The sequence below is a fragment of the Cupriavidus laharis genome, from assembly GCF_914271435.1.
GTDB lineage: Bacteria > Pseudomonadota > Gammaproteobacteria > Burkholderiales > Burkholderiaceae > Cupriavidus > Cupriavidus laharis.
The window spans coordinates 1-2,383 of the sequence record NZ_CAJZAI010000039.1 but is presented as its reverse complement, the minus strand read 5'-3'; the positions used below and the strand labels follow the sequence as shown (position 1 = coordinate 2,383).

1 rRNA gene is annotated in these 2,383 nt (G+C 53.9%); it reads right to left on the bottom strand.

The features are described from left to right. Positions 1 to 152 precede the first annotated feature (152 nt). Positions 153 to 2,383 (bottom strand): 23S ribosomal RNA (locus LDO29_RS28020); the annotation flags it as partial.

Sequence of the window (2,383 nt, the reverse complement as noted above, 5' to 3'; positions counted from 1 at the left end):
CTCGCTATGGTCACCAGGCATGAGGGGTTGTGGCGTTGGGGTTGAGGCCAACGTCACGAATAGGGATGTAGTCTGTAGTGTTGGGTTGTGCTTGCTGTGTCAACACACGGGCACAAGGCGAATCACTCACCAGGCTAAAACACACTGGTTATAGGATCAAGCCTTACGGGCAATTAGTACTGGTTAGCTTAACGCATTACTGCGCTTCCACACCCAGCCTATCAACGTCCTGGTCTCGAACGACCCTTCAAGGCGGTCAAGCCGCCAGGGAATCCTCATCTTCAGGCGAGTTTCCCGCTTAGATGCTTTCAGCGGTTATCTCTTCCGTACATAGCTACCCTGCGATGCCTCTGGCGAGACAACAGGTACACCAGCGGTACGTCCACTCCGGTCCTCTCGTACTAGGAGCAGCCCCCGTCAAGATTCCAACGCCCACGGCAGATAGGGACCAAACTGTCTCACGACGTTTTAAACCCAGCTCACGTACCTCTTTAAATGGCGAACAGCCATACCCTTGGGACCGGCTACAGCCCCAGGATGAGATGAGCCGACATCGAGGTGCCAAACACCGCCGTCGATATGAACTCTTGGGCGGTATCAGCCTGTTATCCCCAGAGTACCTTTTATCCGTTGAGCGATGGCCCTTCCATTCAGAACCACCGGATCACTATGTCCTGCTTTCGCACCTGCTCGACTTGTCGGTCTCGCAGTTAAGCACGCTTTTGCCATTGCACTTTAGGTACGATGTCCGACCGTACCAAGCGTACCTTCGAACTCCTCCGTTACACTTTGGGAGGAGACCGCCCCAGTCAAACTGCCTACCATGCACTGTCCCCGACCCGGATTCACGGGCCAAGGTTAGAACCTCAAACAAACCAGGGTGGTATTTCAAGGACGGCTCCACGTAGACTAGCGTCCACGCTTCAAAGCCTCCCACCTATCCTACACAGATCGGTTCAAAGTCCAATGCAAAGCTACAGTAAAGGTTCATGGGGTCTTTCCGTCTAGCCGCGGGGAGATTGCATCATCACAAACACTTCAACTTCGCTGAGTCTCGGGAGGAGACAGTGTGGCCATCGTTACGCCATTCGTGCAGGTCGGAACTTACCCGACAAGGAATTTCGCTACCTTAGGACCGTTATAGTTACGGCCGCCGTTTACCGGGACTTCAATCAAGAGCTTGCACCCCATCATTTAATCTTCCGGCACCGGGCAGGCGTCACACCCTATACGTCCACTTTCGTGTTTGCAGAGTGCTGTGTTTTTATTAAACAGTCGCAGCCACCATTTTATTGCAACCCCGTCACCCTTCTGGCGCAGGCCAGTCAAGCTACCAGGGCGTACCTTATCCCGAAGTTACGGTACCAATTTGCCGAGTTCCTTCTCCCGAGTTCTCTCAAGCGCCTTAGAATACTCATCTCGCCCACCTGTGTCGGTTTGCGGTACGGTCTCGTATGACTGAAGCTTAGAGGCTTTTCTTGGAACCACTTCCAATTGCTTCGCAAGCAATGCTCGCTCGCCCCACAGCCTTGAATCCCGCGCCCGGATTTGCCTAAGCGCCTTCTCCACTGCAGGGACCGGGACTTCCAACACCCGGACAACCTTCCGCGATCCGTCCCCCCATCGCATCATACGACGGTGCAGGAATATTAACCTGCTTCCCATCAGCTACGCATCTCTGCCTCGCCTTAGGGGCCGACTCACCCTACGCCGATGAACGTTGCGTAGGAAACCTTGGGCTTACGGCGAGGGGGCCTTTCACCCCCTTTATCGCTACTCATGTCAGCATTCGCACTTCCGATACCTCCAGCATCCTTTACAAGACACCTTCTCAGGCTTACGGAACGCTCTCCTACCACGCACATTACTGTGCGTCCGCAGCTTCGGTGACTGGCTTAGCCCCGTTACATCTTCCGCGCAGGACGACTCGATCAGTGAGCTATTACGCTTTCTTTAAAGGGTGGCTGCTTCTAAGCCAACCTCCTGACTGTTTTAGCCTTCCCACTTCGTTTCCCACTTAGCCAATCTTGGGGACCTTAGCTGGCGGTCTGGGTTGTTTCCCTCTTGACACCGGACGTTAGCACCCGATGTCTGTCTCCCGTGATTGCACTCTTCGGTATTCGGAGTTTGCTATGGCGGGGTAATCAGCAATAGACCCCCCAACCATGACAGTGCTCTACCCCCGAAGGTGACACACGAGGCACTACCTAAATAGTTTTCGGAGAGAACCAGCTATTTCCAGATTTGTTTAGCCTTTCACCCCTATCCACAGCTCATCCCCTAACTTTTCAACGTTAGTGGGTTCGGTCCTCCAGTACGTGTTACCGCACCTTCAACCTGGCCATGGATAGATCATCTGGTTTCGGGTCTACACCCAGCGACT